General features: G+C 72.9%; 19 protein-coding genes. 4 read left to right on the top strand and 15 right to left on the bottom strand.

Features of this window, described 5'->3' with window-relative positions; translation table 11 throughout:
* Nucleotides 1–268: 268 nt before the first annotated feature.
* Entirely contained in the window at nt 269–604 is a 336-nt protein-coding gene (locus O7602_RS30955; RefSeq protein ID WP_348651325.1) for a hypothetical protein, read from the top strand.
* Between the two features lie 27 nt (nt 605–631).
* Here the strand turns inward: O7602_RS30955 and O7602_RS05105 are convergent, their stop codons facing one another.
* From O7602_RS05105 to O7602_RS05090, 4 genes are all read right to left on the bottom strand, one after another.
* Nucleotides 632–1,102: a ribose-5-phosphate isomerase gene (locus O7602_RS05105; RefSeq protein ID WP_281587065.1), complete on the bottom strand. Its 471-nt coding sequence runs from the start codon at nt 1,100–1,102 to the stop codon at nt 632–634.
* A gap of 75 nt (nt 1,103–1,177) precedes the next feature.
* Nucleotides 1,178–2,377 carry a DUF1015 family protein gene (locus O7602_RS05100; protein WP_281587064.1) on the bottom strand — a complete coding sequence of 400 codons (1,200 nt, stop codon included), beginning with the start codon at nt 2,375–2,377 and terminating at the stop codon, nt 1,178–1,180.
* 128 nt (nt 2,378–2,505) lie between these two features.
* The gene (locus tag O7602_RS05095) at nt 2,506–2,793 is read right to left on the bottom strand and encodes a hypothetical protein (RefSeq protein ID WP_281587063.1); all 288 of its coding nucleotides are present in this window, start codon (nt 2,791–2,793) and stop codon (nt 2,506–2,508) included.
* A 194-nt stretch (nt 2,794–2,987) separates the two neighbouring features.
* Nucleotides 2,988–3,614 carry a DsbA family protein gene (locus tag O7602_RS05090; RefSeq protein ID WP_281587062.1) on the bottom strand — a complete coding sequence of 209 codons (627 nt, stop codon included), beginning with the start codon at nt 3,612–3,614 and terminating at the stop codon, nt 2,988–2,990.
* Between the two features lie 255 nt (nt 3,615–3,869).
* On the opposite strand from O7602_RS05090, the gene pepN reads away from it, so the two are divergent.
* A complete protein-coding gene (gene pepN / locus O7602_RS05085; RefSeq protein ID WP_281587061.1) occupies nt 3,870–6,416 on the top strand; it encodes an aminopeptidase N in 2,547 nt (848 codons plus the stop codon).
* An 84-nt stretch (nt 6,417–6,500) separates the two neighbouring features.
* Nucleotides 6,501–7,064 carry a Uma2 family endonuclease gene (locus O7602_RS05080; protein ID WP_281587060.1) on the top strand — a complete coding sequence of 188 codons (564 nt, stop codon included), beginning with the start codon at nt 6,501–6,503 and terminating at the stop codon, nt 7,062–7,064.
* A gap of 63 nt (nt 7,065–7,127) precedes the next feature.
* Here O7602_RS05080 and O7602_RS05075 read toward each other — a convergent pair whose 3' ends face one another.
* From O7602_RS05075 to O7602_RS05065, 3 genes are all read right to left on the bottom strand, one after another.
* Nucleotides 7,128–7,541 (bottom strand): DUF5130 family protein, encoded by a 414-nt coding sequence (locus tag O7602_RS05075; protein WP_281587059.1) that lies wholly within the window; start codon nt 7,539–7,541, stop codon nt 7,128–7,130.
* Nucleotides 7,528–7,812 (bottom strand): hypothetical protein, encoded by a 285-nt coding sequence (locus O7602_RS05070; RefSeq protein ID WP_281590124.1) that lies wholly within the window; start codon nt 7,810–7,812, stop codon nt 7,528–7,530. Before O7602_RS05070 ends, O7602_RS05075 begins: the two co-directional genes overlap by 14 nt.
* 72 nt (nt 7,813–7,884) lie before the next feature.
* On the bottom strand, nt 7,885–9,348 hold the full coding sequence (locus O7602_RS05065; RefSeq protein WP_281587058.1) for an amidase: 1,464 nt from the start codon (nt 9,346–9,348) through the stop codon (nt 7,885–7,887).
* Between the two features lie 186 nt (nt 9,349–9,534).
* On the opposite strand from O7602_RS05065, the gene O7602_RS05060 reads away from it, so the two are divergent.
* A complete protein-coding gene (locus tag O7602_RS05060) occupies nt 9,535–10,488 on the top strand; it encodes a dienelactone hydrolase family protein (protein ID WP_281587057.1) in 954 nt (317 codons plus the stop codon).
* A 63-nt stretch (nt 10,489–10,551) separates the two neighbouring features.
* Here O7602_RS05060 and O7602_RS05055 read toward each other — a convergent pair whose 3' ends face one another.
* Genes O7602_RS05055 through O7602_RS05020 form a run of 8 tightly spaced genes read right to left on the bottom strand, consistent with a single transcriptional unit; the run spans nt 10,552 to nt 17,630 of the window.
* Nucleotides 10,552–11,649, bottom strand: coding sequence for an amidohydrolase family protein (locus O7602_RS05055; RefSeq protein WP_281587056.1), 1,098 nt, complete (start codon nt 11,647–11,649; stop codon nt 10,552–10,554).
* Nucleotides 11,649–12,173, bottom strand: coding sequence for a 3-hydroxyanthranilate 3,4-dioxygenase (locus tag O7602_RS05050; RefSeq protein WP_281587055.1), 525 nt, complete (start codon nt 12,171–12,173; stop codon nt 11,649–11,651). Before O7602_RS05050 ends, O7602_RS05055 begins: the two co-directional genes overlap by 1 nt.
* Nucleotides 12,170–12,592: a RidA family protein gene (locus O7602_RS05045; RefSeq protein WP_281587054.1), complete on the bottom strand. Its 423-nt coding sequence runs from the start codon at nt 12,590–12,592 to the stop codon at nt 12,170–12,172. The genes O7602_RS05050 and O7602_RS05045 overlap by 4 nt, the downstream gene beginning before the upstream one ends.
* Entirely contained in the window at nt 12,589–13,362 is a 774-nt protein-coding gene (locus O7602_RS05040; protein WP_281587053.1) for a fumarylacetoacetate hydrolase family protein, read from the bottom strand. The genes O7602_RS05045 and O7602_RS05040 overlap by 4 nt, the downstream gene beginning before the upstream one ends.
* Nucleotides 13,359–14,417: a 4-hydroxy-2-oxovalerate aldolase gene (dmpG, locus tag O7602_RS05035; RefSeq protein ID WP_281587052.1), complete on the bottom strand. Its 1,059-nt coding sequence runs from the start codon at nt 14,415–14,417 to the stop codon at nt 13,359–13,361. Before dmpG ends, O7602_RS05040 begins: the two co-directional genes overlap by 4 nt.
* Nucleotides 14,414–15,346 (bottom strand): acetaldehyde dehydrogenase (acetylating), encoded by a 933-nt coding sequence (locus tag O7602_RS05030; RefSeq protein WP_281587051.1) that lies wholly within the window; start codon nt 15,344–15,346, stop codon nt 14,414–14,416. The genes dmpG and O7602_RS05030 overlap by 4 nt, the downstream gene beginning before the upstream one ends.
* On the bottom strand, nt 15,343–16,137 hold the full coding sequence (locus O7602_RS05025) for a fumarylacetoacetate hydrolase family protein (RefSeq protein ID WP_281587050.1): 795 nt from the start codon (nt 16,135–16,137) through the stop codon (nt 15,343–15,345). The genes O7602_RS05030 and O7602_RS05025 overlap by 4 nt, the downstream gene beginning before the upstream one ends.
* Nucleotides 16,138–16,148: 11 nt before the next feature.
* Entirely contained in the window at nt 16,149–17,630 is a 1,482-nt protein-coding gene (locus O7602_RS05020) for a 2-hydroxymuconic semialdehyde dehydrogenase (protein WP_281590123.1), read from the bottom strand.
* Between the last annotated feature and the right edge of the window lie 9 nt (nt 17,631–17,639).

Here is a 17,639-nt window from a genome sequence, read left to right as displayed (position 1 = left end):
GATGGACGGGCGGGGGCGGGAAAGTGGACGGTGGGGGCGGTACGGTCGGGGGGTGGGTGAGGCAGAGCGACGGCGACGGCGGCTGCGGCATCACGGCGAGGCGAGCGGTCCCGCCGACGCCAGCGTCAGCGCCGGGGAGATGAGCGGTCCCCCCGACACCAGCGCCAGCGCCCGGACGAGCGGCCCCCCCGACACCAGCGCCCGGAACATGAGCGGTCCCCCCGACGCCGGCGTGAACGCCGGGGAGATGAGCGCGAGCACGGCCGCGGTGCACGACGACGTCGCGCCCCGCCCCGGGCGCGGCGTCCGACGCGGCGAGCCCGAGCCATCGGATGACGGCGTCCGGGCACCACGCTTCGCTCGACGCGCCGAGTCGGAGCCGGAGCACCGGGGCCGACGTGGCGCACCGTCCGCCGACGAGGGGGAACGCGGACTGCGTGGCCTCGTCGGCTCGGGATCGTCGCAGGTGAGCGTGACCGCCGCGATGCGGGCCCGGGACGCCGCCCGTCCCAGCGAGGACGACCTCGCCGAGGCGGAACAGCGAGTGGTGCTGGTCCGCCGCAACTGGGTGCCGCGCGAGGAACTGCCCCGCAGCGGACGCTGACCGACGCGCCGCCCCGGACGCGACCCGTCAGGCGGGCAACTCGGGCAGCCGGCGGCTCTTCTCGTAGTCGGCCACCTGGGCGATCCGCCGACTGTGCCGGGGGTTGCCGGAGAACGCGGTGGTCAGGAACGCCTCGACCAGGGCGGTGGCCTCGTCGAGCGTGTGCTGCCGCGCCCCGATCGCGATGACGTTGGCGTCGTTGTGCTCCCGGGAGAGCTGCGCGGTGTCGACGTTCCAGGCCAGCGCCGCCCGGACCCCGGCCACCTTGTTCGCGGCGATCTGCTCGCCGTTGCCGGAACCGCCGATCACCACGCCGAGGCTGCCCGGATCGCCGACCACCCGATCGCCGGTGTGCAGGCAGAACGCCGGGTAGTCGTCGTCCGGGTCGAAGGTGCGCGGACCCACGTCCACCACCTCGTAGCCCTGTTTGGCCAGGTGATTGGCCAGGTGCACCTTCAGCTCGAAACCGGCGTGGTCGGATCCCAGGTAGACGCGCATACCGCGCAGTCTGACAGGCCCGCCTCCGAGCCGGTGCCCGGGCAGCGGCCCGGAGGCGGATTCGTCACACGCCGATCAACGGGGGATCTCGGCCACCACCAGGCCGGCCCGTGCCTTCGGGGTGAACCAGGTGCTCTTACGCGGCATCTTCTCCCGGGCCAGGTTGACCGCGACGAAGTCGTCCACGGTCACCGGCGCCACCAGCACGGCCAGCTCGGCCCGGCCGGCGTCGACCTCGCCGGTGAGCCAGCTCGCCGGGTAGTCGCCGCCCACGTACGTGATCCGCTTGTCGCCCGGGTCGAGGCCCAACGCCTCACGCAGCAGCAACCGCTCGACGAGCGCGTGGTCGAGGTTCTCCAACCGGTCGTCGCCGGTGTGCGGCAGCGTCACCGCGTACCCACCGCTGGCGAGGTGGAGGTGCACGGTGCCGCCGGTGGCCGGGACCTCGACCGGGCCGGCGGCCGGGGTGACCTCGGCGCCCGCGGCGCGGAGCCGGTCGAGCAGCTCGTCCGGGGTGGTGGTCAGCTCGCTGACCAGCCGGTTGTAAGGCTGGATGGCGACCGACGCAGGCGTGGTGATCACCGAGAGGAAGCGCGGGAAACCGCCGGTCTGCGCGGCCAGGCTGCGGTGGTTGCCGTCCGCGACCACCAGCTCGCCGCCGCCGGCCAACGCGGTCAGCTCGTCCTGCGCCGGGCCCGGGCCGACCAGCCAGATCGCGTGGGTACGGCCGGACTGGTCCAGGTCGGTCGCGGCGGGAGCGCCGGCCGCCTCGGTGGCCGCCGCGAGCGCCGCGTGCAGCTCGTCGCCGCGCCCGGTCTGGAGCAGGAGTACGGGCGAGAGCAGGTGACCGAGCGCCTCGGCCAACGCGACGCGCTCCCGCACCTTGGCGATGAACACGTCCTCGTTGCGGATCACCAGGCCGGGCTCGTCGGCGCGGGTGGAGATCTGGTCGGTGTCGACCATCGCCCACAGCCCGTACGCGCTCTCCTCCCCCGGCGCGCTGATCCGGTAGAGCACCACGACCTGCTCGGCCGGGGTGTAGCTGCCGTCCGCCTTCGCCTCGGTGAGGCGGTCCACCGCGTCCGGGAGCGCCTCGAGGAACGAACTCCCGAGGCTGCCCGGCGCCCGGTGGGGCATCTCGATGCCGAGGGCACTGTGCGGGTTCGCCTCGACGATGGCGGTGATCTCCGCGTCGTCGGCGAACTCGTCGTAGTTCTGCGCGCCGGTGCCGCCAGTGGTGATCCAGGCCCGGGCGATCGGATGCACGACCGTCATGCCCGCTGACGCTACCCGCGCCCGCCCCGCCCTCGCCGCCGGACTCACCCCCTCTCACTGAGTGAAAGGCGGGGGCCCCGCTTAACGCCTCCGGTAGAGGAGGGGGCCCCGCTTAACAATCGGGCGACTCATGCGGTGACGTTGCGGTGCCGGCCGACGGCGGGCGAGCGGCGGACCGGCACGGTCGCGCGGGAGCCGGCGTGGAGGCGTACCGTCGTCGCCCCGACGGCGGCCGGGTGCACCCGGGAGGTGGCCGCCACCCGGGCCACGCCGACCACGATCGGCGGGGCCAGCAGGTCGGCCAGCTCGGGCGCGCCGGAGGGCCAGCCACCCTCGGCCACCGACCAGTACGTCGCACCGGAGTCCTCGGCCGCCGACGGCGGCGCGTCGTCGGACAGACGGCGATGCTTACCCATGAGTACGCCTCCCGGAGCTGCCGTGGCGCGGCCACGGTCGGGCCGCCGGCTGGAACACCCGGTGAAACGAGCCCCGCACCGGCCCGGTGACGGGCGGCACGGGGCTCGGCGCGCGGCGCGGCGCCTTGAGCGGGGGTGTTAAGCGGGGCCCCCTCCTATACCGGAGGCGTTAAGCGGGGGCCCCTCCTTACACCTCAGTCGAAGATGGGGGGCTGGGTGCGGGTGCGCTTGAGCTCGTAGAAGCCGGGCGTGGCGGAGACCAGGAGGACGCCGTCCCACAGGCGGCCGGCCGCCTCGCCCTTCGGCGCCGGGGTGATCACCGGGCCGAAGAAGGCGACGGTCCCGCTGCCGTCCGGACCCGGAGCGTGGACCACGGGGGTGCCCACCTCGGTGCCGACCGGGCGCATGCCGGCCTCGTGGCTGGCCCGCAGCGCGTCGTCGTACTCAGTCGACTCGGCGGCGTCGGCGAGCGCCGGGTCGAGCCCGACGTCGGTGAGCGCGCCCACCAGCATGTCCCGGCCCAACTCCTCCTTGCCGAGGTGGATCCGGGTGCCCATCGCGGTGTAGAGCTTCGCCAGCGTCTCGGCGCCGTGCGCCTGCTCGACGGCGACGCACACCCGCACCGGGCCCCAGCCCTTGCGCATCAGTTCCTGGTATTCCTCCGGCAGGTCCCGGCCCTCGTTGAGCACGGCCAGGCTCATCACGTGGTAGCGGATGTCCACGTCCCGGACCTGCTCGACCTCGAGCAGCCAGCGGGAGGTGATCCACGCCCACGGACACAGCGGGTCGAACCACATGTCCGCGGTGACACGTTCGGTCACGGTGTCGTCCCTTCACGTCTTTTCCGCGCCGGAACCCCGACGCCTGCACGGCGCCGGAACTCCGACGCCTTCACCTTCCGATCCTCACCCCGCGCCGCATCGACCGGTAGCGGAATGAGAGCGTGACCTCGACCACCGAATGCGGTGCGTGCATGGAAGACTCGGTTCTCGGCGGGCCGTCACGAGCGGACCCGGCAGAGACCGGTGCCGCGGGGCGCGGCGAGACGAGTGGGATGGAGACGAACAGTGCCGGGAGTGCGCAACCTGACCCAGGTCGAGGCGACCGAGCGGGCCCGCCTGCTCGAGGTGACCGGGTACGACATCAGCCTTGACCTGTCGACCGCGGTGCAGCCCACCGGTCGCACGTTCCGTTCGGTGACCGAGGTCCGGTTCCGCTGCGCCGAGCCGGGAGCGACCACCTTCATCGAGGCGGCGGCCGACTCGGTGCGTGCGGCCACGCTCAACGGCGAGGCGGTCGACCTGTCCGGCTGGTCCGCCGAGAAGGGCCTCACGCTTACCGGTCTCGCGGCCGAGAACGTCCTCGTGGTCGACGCCGACTTCGGCTACTCGAACAGCGGGCAGGGCCTACATCGCACGGTCGACCCGGTGGACGGCGAGACCTACCTCTACAGCCAGTTCGAGACCGCCGACGCGCAGCGGGTCTTCGCCTGCTTCGACCAGCCGGACCTGAAGAGCGTCTACACCTGGCACGCCACCGTCGCCGACCACTGGAAGGTCGTGTCGAACATGCCGGTGGCCCGTGAGGAGGCCGCCGGTGAGGGCCTGAAGACGCTGCACTTCGCCGTGTCGGAGCGGATGAGCACCTACATCACCGCGCTCTGCGCCGGGCCGTACCACGAGGTGCGGCACACCCACGACGGCATCGACATGGGCTACTTCTGCCGGGCCAGCATGGCGCCCCACATGGACGCGGACGAGCTGCACCTGATCACCACGCAGGGCTTCGACTTCTTCCAGGAGAAGTTCGGCGTGCGCTACCCGCTGCCCAAGTACGACCAGCTCTGGGTGCCGGACTTCAACGCCGGCGCGATGGAGAACTTCGGCTGCGTCACGCACGCCGAGTCGCACTACATCTTCCGTTCGCAGGTCACCGACTTCGAGTACGAGCAGCGCGCCAACACGATCCTGCACGAGCTGGCGCACATGTGGTTCGGTGACCTGGTCACCATGCGTTGGTGGAACGACCTGTGGTTGAACGAGTCGTTCGCCGAGTGGGCCAGCCACTGGTGCAACACGCACGCCACCCGCTTCACCGACGCCTGGACGACGTTCCTGTCCATCCGGAAGAACTGGGGTTACCGGCAGGACCAGCTCTCCTCCACGCACCCGGTCTACTGTGAGATGCCGGACCTGGAGGCCGTCGAGGTCAACTTCGACGGCATCACGTACGCCAAGGGCGCCAGCGTGCTCAAGCAGCTCGTCGCGTACGTGGGCGAGGAGCCGTTCGTGGCCGGTCTGCGGGCCTACTTCGGCAAGCACGCCTGGGGCAACGCCACCTTCGACGACCTGCTCTCCGAGCTGGAGGCGGCCTCCGGCCGGGAGCTGCGCAAGTTCGCCGCCCAGTGGTTGGAGACCGCGCAGGTCAACACGCTGCGCCCAGAGGTGACCGTCGACGCGGACGGCGCGTACGAGCGGGTGGTGGTCCGGCAGGAGGCGCCGGCCGGGCACCCGACGCTGCGCACCCACCGGATCGGCGTGGGCCTCTACGACCTGACCGACGGCCGGCTGGTCCGCCGGGAACTGGTCGAGGTGGACGTGACCGGCGAGCTGACCGAGTTGTCCGCGCTGCACGGCAAGCCCGCCGCGGACGTGCTGCTGCTCAACGACGAGGATCTCACCTACACCAAGCTGCGGCTGGACGAGCGGTCCATGTCGACGGTGGTGCAGCACATCGCCGGCTTCGACTCGTCGCTGGCCCGGGCGTTGTGCTGGACGGCCGCCTGGGACATGACCCGCGACGCCGAGCTGTCGGCGCGCGACTACGTGGCGCTGGTGTTGGCCGGACTGACCGCCGAGACCGACATCAACCTGGTGACCGCCACGTTGCGGCAGGCGACCACCGCGCTCACCTTCTACGCCGACCCGGCGTGGGCGCCGACCGGCTGGGCCGACGTGGCCCGTACCGCGCGGACGGCGCTCGCCGCGGCCGAGCCGGGCAGCGGGTTCCAGCTCGCCTGGGCCCGGGCGTACGCCTCGTCGGCCCGTTCCAGCGAGGACCTGGCGACGTTGCGCGGCTGGCTGGACGGCAGCGGGGTGCCGGGCGGGTTGACCGTCGACACCGAGCTGCGCTGGACCGTGTTGCAGTCGCTCGTCGCCAACGGCGCGGCCGGGGCCGCCGAGGTGGACGCCGAGCTGGCCAACGACCGCACCGCGAGCGGCGAGCGGGAGGCCGCGTACGCGTACGCGCTGGTGCCGACCGAGGCGAACAAGGCGGCGGTGTGGGCACAGCTCACCGGCCCGGAGGCGCTGCCCAACTGGCGCAACCGGGCGCTGTTGCAGGGCTTGACCCACCCGGCGCAGGTGGAGCTGACCGCGCCCTACCGGGAGCGTTACTTCGACGCGGTGGATCAGGTCTGGGCGCAGCGGGACAGCGAGCCGGCGCAGGAGTTCGTGCAGCTCGCCTACCCGTCGTACCTGGTCGACGAGGACACGGTCGCGGCCACTGACGGGTGGCTGGCCCGGGACGGCCGGCCGGCGTCGCTGCGCCGTCTGGTGGCCGAGGGCCGCGACGGCGTGGTCCGCGCGCTGAAGGCCCGCGAGCGGGACGCCCGCAGCGCCTGATCGGGGGTACGCCGGCCGGGGCCGGCGTGGGCGCAGGCCCGCGCCGGCCCCGGCCGTTTATCGTGTACGGAGGAGGTGGACGTGATGGCACAACCGACCCACGAGTGGCGCCCACCGGAGCGGCCGTGGCAGGAAGACGATCTGTCCGACCTTCCGGAGGACGGAAACCACTACGAGATCATCGACGGGAGCCTGCACGTGACCCCACCGGCCCTGCCGGAGCACCACGAGATCGCGGACGATATCCGGATGGCCTTGCGACAGGTTGCCCCGGAGGGTTGGCGGGTGATTCGCGAGATCGGAGTACGAGTGCCGGAGGGCAACTTGATTCCGGACATCACCGTACTCAAGCCGGATGCACCTCGGAAACAGATGTGGGCAGAACCGACGAACGTTGCGCTGGTTGTCGAGGTGGAGTCGCCCAACAGCCGGCGGCATGATCGTTTTACCAAACCCGCGCTCTACGCCGAGGCTGGCATCTCGCACTACTGGCGGGTCGAGCAGGGGGACTTCGGCCCGGTCGTTTACCGCTACCACTTGGTGAAGGGCGTGCACTACGACCTGGTCGGGACTCTCGGGCCGGACGATCCGGTGCAGCTCGACGAGCCATGGCCGATGCGGCTCGATCCGTCCGCCTGGCCCCGCTGAGCGCGCGAGAAAGCCCGGCCCGCACGTACGCGGGCCGGGCTTCGTCGGTGTGCGGCCCGGTGATCAGCCCTTGCCGGCGTGGCTGGCGAGCTGGTCGAGGCCCTGGATGACGCCGCCGGCCAGGTCGCCGCCGCCGAAGGCGGCCACCATGGAGAGCGCGGCCAGTTTGGCGTACGTGTCGGGGATGCGCTTGCGCGCGTACTTGCCGGTGACGATCTCCAACTGCCGCTGGTTGGGTGAGATCGCGATCAGCACCGACTTGTCCGGCTCGGCGAGCTGCCGGTGCAGCCGCTCGGCGTGCTCCCGGACCGGCTCGTCGAGGCCGCCCACGTAGATCGAGAAGATCAGGCCGGTGCCCTGGTCGGCCAGGCGGAGCGCCTCGTCGATGCGGAGCAGTTGCCGGGTCGAGAACGGCCCGTCCAGCACGTCGGGCGGAGTGTCCGCCCCCGTCGTGGGCCGCGCTTCACCAACGGTCACTTGCGCCTCCGGTTCCACCGGCCGGCGCCTCCCGGCCGGCCTGCTCCTGCTTGCGGCTGGTCAGCGCCGGCGCCTGGGCGCCGGCGGTCAGCGCGGCGCCGGCCGAGTCGGCCAACTGCTCCGGGCGGCCGAGGAACCACACCGGAGTGAAGTCGAAGGGCCGGCCCGGCCGGTAGCGCTTGGCGCCGCCACCGTGGCCACGGCTGCCGGCCGCCGCCAGGCCGGCGATCAGCAGCACCGCGGCGAGCGGGATGCCGGCGAAGAACACCAACGTCTCGGTAACAGACAATCCCAACGCCCCCAGGCGGAAAGAGACCAGGAATGTTCCGGGTCGGGTGGACGGTCACGACGGGCCGTGCCCGACCTCGCTTGTGCTGTTCACGTTAGCGGAGTCGACGGCCCGCCAGATTGCGGGGTGCTGATCCCATCCGCCACAGCGGTGCTCCAGTTGCGCGGCTGTGGCGATCAATGTGGCGTCGTCGCCGTACCGGCCGGTGAGCAGCACCCCGACCGGCAGGCCCTCGGCGGTCCGGCCGACCGGCAGCGAAACGGACGGATCGCCGGTGACGTTGAAGACGGCGCAGTACGGCGAGAAGCGCCGCTGCCTGTCGAAATCCTCCGCCGGGTCGAGCGCGGCGAACGCGCCGACCCGCGCCTGCGGCGCCGCGAGTGTGGGACAGAGCAGCAGGTCACAGCCGGCGGTACGGCGTACGCCGCGGCGCACCTGGGCCTGTAGCTCGCCGAGCGCGGCCATCAGCCGGCCGGCGCCGATCGCCGCTCCGCGCTCGCGCAGGAGGCGGGTCAGTGGCAGCAGTTCGCCCTCCCGGCCGGCGGGCACCGGGGCGAGCGCCAGCGCGTACCAGACGGTTTCGAACATCGGCCACACCTCGGGGCCGAGCGGTGCGGGGACGTCGACCACCTCGTGGCCGGCGTCGGCGAGCAGCGCGGCGGCCCGGTCGACGGCGGCGACGCAGTCGGGGTGGACCGGCTCGTCGGCGAGCATCGGTGTGGTGAAGCGGCCGATCCGTAGCCGGCCGGGGTCGGCGCGGCGGGCGGCGCCGAGATGGCCGCCGGCGGGTGTGGCGGGCGGCAGGTACGGCTCGCCGGGCACCGGCTGCGCCAGCACGTCGAGCAGCGCCGCCACGTCGGCGACGGTGCGGCCGAGCGGCCCGTTGGTGGGCAGCCCGAACGCGCCGAAGCCGAGCGGGCCGCCGGAGACCAGCCCCCGGCTGGGTTTGTGGCCGACCAGGCCGCAGAGCGCGGCCGGGATGCGCAGCGAACCGCCGCCGTCGGAGCCCTGCGCCACCGGGGCCAGGCCGGCGGCCACCGTGGCCGCCGCGCCGCCGCTGGACCCGCCGGCGGTGTACGCCGGGTCCCACGGGTTGCGGGCCGGCGGCGCGACCCGCCCTTCGGAGTAGAGCGAGCAGCCCAGCTCGGAGGTGGTGGTCTTGCCGAGGCTGACCAGCCCGGCGTCGGCCAGGAAGCGCACCACGTCGGCGTCGACGGGCGGGACGAAGTCGGCGAAGGCGGCCGAGCCGAACGTGGTCCGCACCCCGGCGGTGAGCGTCAGGTCCTTGATCGCGGTCGGCACCCCGTGCAGCGGCCCGCGCTCCGGGGCGGGGACGGCGTCGGCGGCCCGGGCGGCGGCCCGGGCCCGGTCGGCGGTGACGGTGACGAACGCGCCGACGGTGTCGCCGAGCGCGTCGACCCGGCGCAGGTGGTGCTCGACGAGTTCCAGGCTGGACAGTTCGCCTCGACGGATGGCGGCGGCCTGTTCCAGCGCGGTCAGGTCGTGCGGCTCGGCCATGGCCACCATCCTGCCCGTTCGGCGGTCGGTCGGCCGGACGACACGTCCGGCCGGCGGCGGCGGCCCGGCCATACCCGGCTGGCATGACCGGATCGGGATTGCCCGGCCGGCGCGGGGGCGCGGACGATTGACAAATCGATCGACCCCGATTGATGTCGCCGCAACCACCACCCCAGGGAGCGTGCCGTGCAACCCGTACCCGACTCGCAGAGCATCCCACCCCCGACCCGGCCGACGCGCCGCCGCCTACCGCGCGCCCTGCGCCCGCTGCTCGCGCTGGCGCTGACCGCCGCCGGCCTCGCCGCGCTGCCCGTGGCGCCGGCCGGGGCCCGCGACGGCGCGCCCGCCACGGCACTTGCCGCGAACCCCTACCAGCGGGGCCCCGCGCCCACCGTGGCGAGCATCGAGGCCACCCGCGGCCCGTTCGCCATCGCCCAGACCACTGTCGCCGCGTCGAGCGTGAGCGGCTTCCGGGGCGGGACGATCTACTACCCGACCAGCACCGCCGAGGGGACCTTCGGCGCGGTGGCCGTCTCCCCCGGCTTCACCTCCAGCCAGTCCGCGGTCGCCTGGCTCGGACCGCGCCTGGCCTCCCAGGGCTTCGTGGTCATCACCATCGACTCGCTCTCCGTCTACGACCAGCCGGCCAGCCGGGGCACCCAGCTCCTGGCCGCCGTGGACTACCTGGCCAACAGCAGCTCGGTGCGTACCCGGGTGGACCGGAACCGGCTCGCCGTGATGGGACACTCGATGGGCGGCGGCGGCAGCCTCTCGGCGGCAGCCGCCCGGCCGAGCCTCCAGGCGGCGATCCCGCTGACCGGCTGGCACACCGTGAAGAACTGGTCGTCGGTGCGCGTGCCGACGCTTGTCATCGGCGCCGAGAACGACACCACGGCCCCGGTCTCGTCGCACTCGGAGCCGTTCTACACCAGCCTGCCGGCCAGCCTCGACAAGGCGTACCTGGAGTTGAACGCCGCCGGCCACTCGGCGCCGACCTCGCCGAACGTGACCATCGCGAAGTACAGCATCTCCTGGCTCAAGCGGTTCGTCGACGACGACACCCGCTACGAGCAGTTCCTCTGCCCGGCACCCCGGGGCAGCGCCATCCAGGAGTACCGGGACACCTGCCCGCACTCCTGACCCGCCCACGCGGAAGTTTCGGGTTCGTCCGTCGCCGGATCGGCGACGGACGCGCCCGTCGCGTCAGGCCGGCGCCACCTTGTCGTCGTCGACGATGCCGGTCCAGTCCCGATCGATCGACAGCAGCTCCCGGATCGCCTCGCTCCGCTCGGCGAGCACGCCCGAGCCGAGGAAGCGCAGGGCGTTGCCGCCGAGCAGCGCGGTCCGCTGGGCGTCGGTGAGGAAGTCCGAACGGTGCACCACCTGCCCGACCGGCCGCTCCCCCAGCGGGTACGGGTAGTCGCTGCCGAGCAGCACCCGCTCGGCGCCCATGGTGTCCACCAGCAGCCGCAGCGCGGCCGGCTCGAACACCACCGAGTCGACGCTGAACCGGTCGACGTAGGAGCTGGGTGGCGCGGCCGACGCGCCGCGTACCAGGTCGCCCCGGCGGTGCCAGGCGTTGTCGGCGCGGCCCAGCCAGAACGGGAAGCTACCGCCGCCGTGGGCGAAGCAGATCCGCAGCGTCTCCGGCACCCGGTCGAACACCCCGCCGAGGATCAGCGCCAGCACCGACAGGTGCGTCTCGGCCGGCATCCCGGCCAGCCAGCGGGCCATCCACCGGTTCAGCCGGGGGCCGCCGGGCATGTCCCACGGGTGCACGAAGACCGGCGCGCCGACCTCGGCGCAGTGGGTCAGGAACTGCACGACGCCGGCGTCGTCGAGGTCCCGGTCGCCGACGTGGTTGCCGATCTCCACGCCGGCGTGCCCGGCGGCGAGACAGCGGTCCAGCTCGGCGCAGGCGGCGTCCGGATCCTGGAGCGGCACCTGGCAGAACGGCACCAGCCGGCCGTCGCCGGCCGCGGTGACCTCAAGGGTGAGGTCGTTGAAGATCCGGGACACCTTGGCCGCCTGGTCGGCCGGGCGGTCGTAGCCGAAGAAGACCGGGGTGGGCGAGACCACCTGCACGTCGACGCCGTCGGCGGCCATGTCGGCGAGCCGGGTGGGCGCGTCCCAGCAGGACGCGCCGACCGGCCGGAACTCGGTCTCCCCCACCATGATCATGGCGGCGCGCTCGGAGTCCACCCGCAGCCACGGCCAGCCGGACCCGCCGCAGGCCGCGGCGAGATCCGGCCACCCCTTCGGTACGACGTGGGTGTGCACGTCCACCACCGGCACCGGCATCAGCCCTTGCCCGGGTGCAGCGCGCCGCAGTTGTCGCAGGTGCGGGCGGTCTCGTCGCCGTAGAACGCGGCGAAGACCGGGGGCAGGTCGGCGGCGATGTCGCGCACCTGCAACTCCACCTCGTACACCTTGTGGCTGCACTCGGCGCAGTACCACTGGAACTTCTCCAGCGTGCCCTCCTCGCGGACCCGCTCGATCACCATGCCGATCGAGCCGGCCTCCGGGCGCTGCGGCGAGTGCGGGGTGTTGCGCGGCAGCATCCACATCTGCCCCTCGCGCACGTGCACCGTACGCGGGCCCTCGGGCGTCATCAGGTTGATGTGCATGTTGCCCTTGACCTGGAAGAAGAACTCCTCGTACGGGTCGACGTGGAAGTCGGTGCGCTGGTTCGGCCCGCCGACCACCATGACGATGAAGTCGTCGCTGCCGGGCAGCATCTCCTTGTTGCCCACCGGCGGCTTGAGCAGGTGCTGGTTGTCCCCGATCCAGCCGGCGAAGCTGAACGGCTCGGCGATCTCACTCATGACGGACCTCCCGACGGAAGTAGGGCCACGGCCTGCATCTCGATCAGCAGGTGCGGATGCGGAAGCTGGTGCACGGCCACCGTGGTCCGGGTCGGACCGGTGGCGTCGAAGAACTCCGCCCAGACCTCGTTGTAGCCACCGAAGTCGTTCATGCTGACCAGGTAGCTGGTCACCTGCACGAGGTCGGTCAGCTCGGCGCCGACCGAGCGGAGCAGGTCGCGGAGATTGTCGATCACGGCCCGGGTCTGCGCCCGGATGTCGAGGTCGGTGGTGCCGAACTCGTCCACCGACACGCCGGCGAACGTGTTGTCCGGCCGCCGCGACGACGTACCGGAGACGAAGACGAAGCCGCCCGCGACCTTGACGTGCGGGAACGCCCCGCGCGGCACGGCCTTCCCGGCCACCACCCGGCTGGTCATGGGCGGGCCCTCAGGGACGCCGTGCCGAGCTTCTCCACGACCGCGCGCACGTGCGCGCCCGGTCGCAGCGGCACCGCAGCGGTGGCCGCGCCGGCCAGGAACACCCACCCCTTGCGCAGCCGGACGCCGTGCCGGCCGGCCAGCCGCAGGCCCTCGTCGAGCGCGCGGCGCGGGTCGCCGAGGATGGCCGCGGTCGAACCGACCTGCGCCACCCGCCCGTCGACCTCCAGCAACACGCCCAGATTGTCCAACCCGTCCGGCACCGGCGACCAGGGTCCGACCACGAACGCGGCGGCCGAGGTGTTGTCGGCGACCACGTCCGGCAGCGAGAAGGTGAAGTTGGCGTACCGGGAGTCGATCAACTCGATCGCCGGGGCGACCGCGCGCACGGCCCGGGTGAACGAGCCGACCGGCTCACCGGGTTCGGGCAGCCGGTCCAGCAGGAACGCCACCTCCGGCTCGACCCGGGGGTGGATGAAACCGGCGGTGTCAACCGTGCCGCCGTCGGGCACCCGCATCTCGTCGGTCAACCGACCCCAGATCACCTCGTCCACGCCGACCTGGGCCATCTTGGCCTTGCTGGTCAGCCCCATCTTCAGCCCGACCAGCCGCTCACCACGGTCGAGGCAGCGCCGCACCAGCGCCTCCTGCACCGCGTACGCGGCGTCCACGTCGAGGCCGGTCTCGGCGGCGAGCTGCGGGATCGCGGTGGCGGTGTCGGCCGCCGCGCCCAGCTTCTCCGCGATCCCCGCGACGTCCGGCCCGCTCATGAGGTGCTCTCCTTGCTCGCCAGGTCCAGTGCCACGTCCACGATCATGTCCTCCTGGCCGCCGACCATCCGGCGGCGACCCAACTCGACCAGGATCGAGCGGACGTCCACCCCGTACTTCGCCGAGGCCCGCTCGGCGTGGCGCAGGAAGCTGGAGTAGACGCCCGCGTACCCCAGGGAGAGTGTCTCCCGGTCGACCTGCACCGGCCGGTCCTGCACCGGGCGGACCAGGTCGTCGGCGGCGTCCATCAGCGCGAACACGTCGCAGCCGTGCTTCCAGCCGTGCAGCTCGGCGACCGCGACGAACACCTCCAGCGGCGCGTTGCCGGCGCCCGCGCCCATCCCGGCCAGCGACGCATCCACCCGGACGGTCCGTCCGGACGGAGAACCGAGCGGGCCGGCGCCGAGGATACGGCCGTGCTCGACCGCCAGCACGCTGTTCGCCACGCCCAGGGACAGGTTGTGGTGCGCGTGGATGCCGATCTGCGTCTCCGGCGCCAACACCTGCCGGTACGCGTCGACCCGCTGCGCCACGTCGGACATCAGCAGCCGGCCGCCGGAGTCGGTGACGTAGACGCAGTGCGCGCCGTACGACTCCATCAGCCTGGCCTGGGCGGCCAGCCCGGCCGGATCGTTCAGGTGGGACATCATCAGGAACCCGGAGACGTCCATGTCGTTCTCCCGGGCCCAGGCGATGTGCTGGGCGGAGATGTCCGCCTCGGTGCAGTGGGTGGCGATCCGCACGCTCGTCACCCCGAGCGCCTTCGCCGCCTTCAGGTCGGCGATGGTGCCGATGCCGGGTAGCAGCAGCGTGGTCAGCCGCGCGTTCGTCAGCACCTCGGCGGCGGCGGAGATCCAGTCCGCGTCGGCGGCGGCCCCGTGGCCGTAGTTGACGCTGGAGCCGGCCAGCCCGTCGCCGTGCGCCACCTCGATCGCGGCCACCCCGGCCGCGTCCAGCGCGGCGGCGATGGTACGCACCTGGTCGGTCGTGTAGCGGTGGGCGATGGCGTGCATGCCGTCGCGCAGCGTCACGTCCTGGATGTAGAGGTCGGTCATGCCGGCACCCCCTTGGCGCGCAGGGCCACCAGCCGCTCCGCGGTGCGCAGCGCGGCCGACGTCATGATGTCCAGGTTCCCGGCGTACGCGGGCAGGTAGTGCCCGGCGCCGGAGACCTCCAGGAACACCGACACCTGAAGGCCGCGGAAGTGCCGGCCGAGCACCGGCGCGTACGTGTCCACCGGGTCGAACTGCACGTCCTGCTTGAGCCGGTAGCCGGGGACGTACTCCTGCACGGTCTTCACCATGTCGGCCACCGACGCGGCGATCTCCACCCGGTCGGCGTCGGCGTCCGGGCAGAGGCAGTAGACGGTGTCGCGCATCAGCAGCGGCGGGTCGGCCGGGTTCAGCACGATGATGGCCTTGCCGCGCCCGGCGCCGCCGACCACCTCGATGGCCCGGGCGGTGGTCTCGGTGAACTCGTCGATGTTGGCCCGGGTGCCCGGACCGGCCGACTTCGAGGCGATCGAGGCGACGATCTCCCCGTACGCGACCGGGGTGACCCGGCCGACCGCGTGCACGATCGGCACGGTGGCCTGCCCACCGCAGGTGACCATGTTGACGTTCGGCTCGGCCAGGTGCTCGTCGAGGTTGACCGGCGGCACCACGTACGAGCCGAGCGCGGCCGGCGTCAGGTCGACCACGGTGCGGCCGTGCGCGCGCAGCACCTCGTCGTGACGCCTGTGCGCGCCGGCCGAGGTGGCGTCGAAGACGAGCTGGACGTCGGCGAACTCGGGCAGCGCCACGAGGCCGTCGACGCCCTCGGCGGTGGTGGTCACGCCGAGCCGGCGGGCCCGGGCCAGGCCGTCGGAGGCCGGGTCGATGCCGGCCATCGCCACCATCTTCAGGGTGTCGCTGAGCCGCAACACCTTGATCATCAGGTCGGTGCCGATGTTGCCCGACCCGAGCACCGCCACGCCGACAGTCATGAGGTCTCCTTCGAGAAGCAGGTACGCACCGAGCCGAGCCCGGAGATCCGCGCCTCGTACCCGGCGCCCGGGGTGACCGGCACCATCGGGCCGAGCGCGCCGGAGAGCACCACGTCCCCGGTCCGCAGCGGGTCGCCGGCGCGGGCCATGGTCTCGGCCAGCCACCGCAGCGCGTGCAGCGGGTTGCCGAGGCAGGCCGCGCCCGCGCCGACCGAGACCGGCTCCCCGGCGTGCTCCAGCACCATCCCGCACAGCCGCAGGTCCACGTCGGCGAGCCGGCGGGGCGCGGTGCCGAGCACGAACAACCCGCTCGAGGCGTTGTCCGCCACGGTGTCCACGATGGAGATGTCCCAGTCGGCGACCCGCGAGTCGACGATCTCGATGGCCGGCAGCACGTGGTCCACGGCGCGGATCAGGTCCACCGTGGTGACCCGCTCGTCCGGCAGGTCCGCCCCGAGCACGAAGGCGATCTCCGCCTCCACCCGGGGCTGGAGCAGCCGACCGATCGGCACCTCCTCGCCGTCGCCGACGGCCATGTCGTCGAAGAGCACCCCGAAGTCGGGCTGGAAGACGCCGAAGCTCTCCTGCACCGCCCGGGACGTCAGGCCGATCTTCGCGCCGACCCGGCGGTGCCCCTTGCCCAGGCGCTGCCGGGTGTAGACCTGCTGCGCCTGGTACGCGGCCTCGACGTCGCCCTCCGGCAGCAGCCGGCCGCGCAACGGCGGGCAGGGTTTCCCCTCCTGCCGGGCCACGGCCAGTTCCCGGTTGGCGGCCTCGATGTCCACGGTCATGCCGGCTCCTCTCATGCCAGGTCAACGCAGACGTTCGTCAGCTCCGAGTAGAAGTCGAGCGAGTGCACGCCGCCCTCGCGTCCGACGCCCGACGCCTTCACCCCGCCGAACGGGGTGCGCAGGTCGCGCAGGAACCAGGTGTTGACCCAGACGATGCCGGCGTCCAGCCGCATCCCGGCCCGGTGCGCCCGGCCCACGTCCCGGGTCCAGACGGTCGCGGCCAGCCCGTAGTCGGTGCCGTTGGCGAGCGCGTACGCCTCGTCCTCGCTGTCGAACGGCGCGACGTGCACCACCGGGCCGAAGATCTCCTCGCGGTTGGTCCGGGCGTCCGGCCCCAGCCCGGTGAGCACGGTCGGCTGCACGTACGCGCCGCCGTCGCGGCCGTCGCCGAAGCGCGGCGTCCCGCCACCGGCGCGGACCTCGGCGCCCTCGATGTGGGCCAGCGCGTAGTGGCCGAGCACCTTGTCCCGGTGGCCGTGCGAGATCAACGGCATGTTCACCGTCGCCTCGTCGGACGGCCAGCCGTACGCCAGTTCGTCCGCGCGCTTGGCCAGCCGGGCGGTGAACTCCTCGAAGACCGGCCGCTGCACGTAGATCCGCTCGGTGCAGAGGCAGACCTGGCCGCCGTTGGTGAAGCTGGAGCGGACCGAGCCGGCGACCGCCGCGTCCAGGTCGGCGTCGGCGAAGACCAGGCCGGCGTTCTTGCCGCCCAGCTCGAAGCTGACCGCCTTCACCCCGTCGGCGGCGGCCCGCATGATCGCGCTGCCGGTGGTGGACTCGCCGGTGAACGTGATCGCGTCCACCCCCGGGTGCCGGGTCAGGTGCTCGCCGGCCGAGTCGGGGCCGAAGCCGTGCACCAGGTTGAACACGCCGTCCGGCACGCCGGCGGCGGCCATCACCTCGGCCAGCAGCGTGGCCGACGCCGGGGTTTCCTCGCTGGGCTTGACCACCACCGCGTTGCCGCAGGCCAGGGCCGGGGCGACCTTCCAGGTGAGCAGCAGCAGCGGCAGGTTCCACGGCACGATCACCGCGACCACGCCGACCGGCTTGCGGACCGCGTAGTTGAGCGCCCGGCCGCCGGTCGGGGTGACCGTGGTGAACGACTCGGTCGGCGCGGTCGCCACGATCTCGGCGAACGCCCGGAAGTTGGCCGCGCCGCGCGGGATGTCGAGCGTGCGGGCCTGCGAGATGGCCTTGCCGGTGTCCGCCACCTCGGCGGCGACCAGGTCGTCGAAGCGCCGTTCCAACTCGTCGGCGACCCGGCGCAGCACCTCGGCGCGGTCCCGTTCCCCCATCCGGCCCCACGGGCCGCGCAGCGCCGCCCGGCCGGCGGCGACGGCGTCGTCGACCACCGCGGACGACGCCTCGACCACCTCGAAGACCGGTTCACCGGTGACCGGGCTGCGCTTGGTGAACCGGGTGCCGGTGTCGACGAACGCGCCGTCGACGAAGTTGCGCAGCAGGCCGGGGCCGTCCGGCGCGTGCCCGGTCATCAGCCGGGG

The organism is Micromonospora sp. WMMD1128, from assembly GCF_027497235.1.
Lineage (GTDB): Bacteria > Actinomycetota > Actinomycetes > Mycobacteriales > Micromonosporaceae > Micromonospora.
This window is presented reverse-complemented; position numbering and strand designations above follow the sequence as displayed.

Excerpts from the sequence above, each read along its gene's own strand:
- O7602_RS05105 (WP_281587065.1), bottom strand. The coding sequence starts at position 1,102 with ATGCGCGTCTACCTGGGATCCGACCACGCCGGTTTCGAGCTGAAGGTG.
- O7602_RS05100 (WP_281587064.1), bottom strand. The coding sequence starts at position 2,377 with ATGACGGTCGTGCATCCGATCGCCCGGGCCTGGATCACCACTGGCGGC.
- O7602_RS05095 (WP_281587063.1), bottom strand. The coding sequence starts at position 2,793 with ATGGGTAAGCATCGCCGTCTGTCCGACGACGCGCCGCCGTCGGCGGCC.
- O7602_RS05080 (WP_281587060.1), top strand. The coding sequence starts at position 6,501 with ATGGCACAACCGACCCACGAGTGGCGCCCACCGGAGCGGCCGTGGCAG.
- O7602_RS05065 (WP_281587058.1), bottom strand. The coding sequence starts at position 9,348 with ATGGCCGAGCCGCACGACCTGACCGCGCTGGAACAGGCCGCCGCCATC.
- O7602_RS05055 (WP_281587056.1), bottom strand. The coding sequence starts at position 11,649 with ATGCCGGTGCCGGTGGTGGACGTGCACACCCACGTCGTACCGAAGGGG.
- O7602_RS05050 (WP_281587055.1), bottom strand. The coding sequence starts at position 12,173 with ATGAGTGAGATCGCCGAGCCGTTCAGCTTCGCCGGCTGGATCGGGGAC.
- O7602_RS05045 (WP_281587054.1), bottom strand. The coding sequence starts at position 12,592 with ATGACCAGCCGGGTGGTGGCCGGGAAGGCCGTGCCGCGCGGGGCGTTC.
- O7602_RS05040 (WP_281587053.1), bottom strand. The coding sequence starts at position 13,362 with ATGAGCGGGCCGGACGTCGCGGGGATCGCGGAGAAGCTGGGCGCGGCG.
- dmpG (WP_281587052.1), bottom strand. The coding sequence starts at position 14,417 with ATGACCGACCTCTACATCCAGGACGTGACGCTGCGCGACGGCATGCAC.
- O7602_RS05030 (WP_281587051.1), bottom strand. The coding sequence starts at position 15,346 with ATGACTGTCGGCGTGGCGGTGCTCGGGTCGGGCAACATCGGCACCGAC.
- O7602_RS05025 (WP_281587050.1), bottom strand. The coding sequence starts at position 16,137 with ATGACCGTGGACATCGAGGCCGCCAACCGGGAACTGGCCGTGGCCCGG.
- O7602_RS05020 (WP_281590123.1), bottom strand. The coding sequence starts at position 17,630 with ATGACCGGGCACGCGCCGGACGGCCCCGGCCTGCTGCGCAACTTCGTC.